The sequence below is a fragment of the Sporosarcina psychrophila genome (genome assembly GCF_001590685.1).
GTDB lineage: Bacteria > Bacillota > Bacilli > Bacillales_A > Planococcaceae > Sporosarcina > Sporosarcina psychrophila.
Genome location: NZ_CP014616.1, coordinates 1 through 2,500, shown reverse-complemented (window position 1 = coordinate 2,500; position 2,500 = coordinate 1). Strand labels below are relative to the sequence as shown.

Sequence of the window (2,500 nt, the reverse complement as noted above, 5' to 3'; positions counted from 1 at the left end):
GTAGGATAGGGTGAGCGCGCTGTTGGTTATGCGCGTCTAAGCAGTGAGGTGTGGAATGAGGCAAATCCCGTTCCTATAACATTGAGCTGTTACAGCAAGGGGATTTATCCCTGAGTCCCTGATTTCACGCTGCCAAGAAAAGCCTCTAGCGAGGCGGGAGGTGCCTGTACCGCAAACCGACACAGGTAGGCGAGGAGAGAATCCTAAGGTGATCGAGAGAACTCTCGTTAAGGAACTCGGCAAAATGACCCCGTAACTTCGGGAGAAGGGGTGCTCTGGTAGGGTGTTAAAGCCCGAGAGAGCCGCAGTGAATAGGCCCAGGCGACTGTTTAGCAAAAACACAGGTCTCTGCAAAACCGCAAGGTGAAGTATAGGGGCTGACGCCTGCCCGGTGCTGGAAGGTTAAGAGGAGAGGTCAGCGCAAGCGAAGCTTCGAATTGAAGCCCCAGTAAACGGCGGCCGTAACTATAACGGTCCTAAGGTAGCGAAATTCCTTGTCGGGTAAGTTCCGACCCGCACGAAAGGCGTAACGATCTGGGCACTGTCTCAACGAGAGACTCGGTGAAATTATAATACCTGTGAAGATGCAGGTTACCCGCGACAGGACGGAAAGACCCCGTGGAGCTTTACTGTAACCTGATATTGAATTCCGGTGCAGCCTGTACAGGATAGGTAGGAGCCTTGGATTCCGGAGCGCTAGCTTCGGATGAGGCGTTGGTGGGATACTACCCTGGCTGTATTGGACTTCTAACCCATGCCCCTTATCGGGCAGGAGACAGTGTCAGGCGGGCAGTTTGACTGGGGCGGTCGCCTCCTAAAGAGTAACGGAGGCGCCCAAAGGTTCCCTCAGAATGGTTGGACATCATTCGTAGAGTGCAAAGGCATAAGGGAGCTTGACTGCGAGACCTACAAGTCGAGCAGGGTCGAAAGACGGGCTTAGTGATCCGGTGGTTCCGCATGGAAGGGCCATCGCTCAACGGATAAAAGCTACCCCGGGGATAACAGGCTTATCTCCCCCAAGAGTCCACATCGACGGGGAGGTTTGGCACCTCGATGTCGGCTCATCGCATCCTGGGGCTGTAGTCGGTCCCAAGGGTTGGGCTGTTCGCCCATTAAAGCGGTACGCGAGCTGGGTTCAGAACGTCGTGAGACAGTTCGGTCCCTATCCGTCGCGGGCGCAGGAAATTTGAGAGGAGCTGTCCTTAGTACGAGAGGACCGGGATGGACATACCTCTGGTGTACCAGTTGTCTTGCCAAAGGCATCGCTGGGTAGCTATGTATGGACGGGATAAATGCTGAAAGCATCTAAGCATGAAGCCCCCCTCGAGATGAGATTTCCCATTACGCAAGTAAGTAAGATCCCTCAAAGAAGATGAGGTTGATAGGTCTGGGGTGGAAGCACGGCGACGTGTGGAGCTGACGGATACTAATCGATCGAGGACTTAACCAATTTGGAAAAGGGCTTGATTACCCTGATTCGTGTAGCACAATGTCTGTTTTATTCAGTTTTGAGCGAACAAGCTCAAAGAGTCTGGTGACGATTGCGAAGAGGTCACACCCGTTCCCATCCCGAACACGGAAGTTAAGCTCTTCAGCGCCGATGGTAGTTGGGGGTTTCCCCCTGCGAGAGTAGGACGTCGCCGGTCTCATTGAAAGGCCATTACCTTATAGGTAGTGGCTTTTTTTGTGTTTATTTTTAATGACAATTTGAGATCGTGTTTGGCGGTAAGTAGGAGTATGAAGTGGAAATTAGAAATTAAAAAGAGAAACGTATGTCTATCATTTAAAAATGAATCTAGCTGTAATCAATTCGATTATATAATAGGCCTGTGATGCGTTATGACTGGTCAAACTGAAACAACACACGCCATCTTTCAATCCCGAATCCTTGTAATTATCTTCGATAAAGCCTATTGTTTGTAGACAACTAAAGTTAAAGGAGCTAATCCTATGAGTACAGTCTATGAATTCTCAGTCAAAAAAATAAACGGTGAAATTCAATCAATGGAAGACTATAAAGGAAAGCCTTTGATTATCGTAAATACAGCAAGTAAGTGTGGCTTTACTAGCCAGTTCAAAGAATTGCAGGAACTATATGAAGAACATAAAGAGCAAGGTCTTGTCGTACTTGGTTTTCCATCGGATAATTTCAATAACCAGGAATTCGATGACATCGAAAAGACAATGGAGTTTTGTGAAATCAATTTCGGCGTAACTTTTCCGATGTTTGCAAAAGTCGATGTCAAGGGCAGCCAAGCCGAACCACTTTTCACATATCTTACTTCCCAAAAGAAAGGGATGCTTACAGAGGGTATCAAGTGGAACTTTACGAAGTTTTTGATTGACCGTGAGGGGAATGTTGTAGAACGGTTCGCACCCCAAACATCACCACTTAAAATGAGTAATGCCATTAACGATATTATTCAGTGAATAATAGGAATACTTTTACTTGTTATCACTGACTTGACAGGTATTGTAGCCGCTGATAACCTTTTAATAA

General features: G+C 47.7%; 1 protein-coding gene and 2 rRNA genes (1 of these 3 cut by a window edge). All 3 read left to right on the top strand.

The genetic code is table 11. The features are described 5' to 3' along the window. Nucleotides 1-1,450: ribosomal RNA gene (locus AZE41_RS00015) — 23S ribosomal RNA — on the top strand (it extends 1,481 nt beyond the left edge of the window). 80 nt (nt 1,451-1,530) lie between these two features. After that, nucleotides 1,531-1,646, top strand: a 5S ribosomal RNA gene (gene rrf / locus AZE41_RS00010). 304 nt (nt 1,647-1,950) lie between these two features. Further along, nucleotides 1,951-2,430 (top strand): glutathione peroxidase, encoded by a 480-nt coding sequence (locus tag AZE41_RS00005; protein WP_067204054.1) that lies wholly within the window; start codon nt 1,951-1,953, stop codon nt 2,428-2,430. The last annotated feature ends 70 nt before the right edge of the window (nt 2,431-2,500 follow it).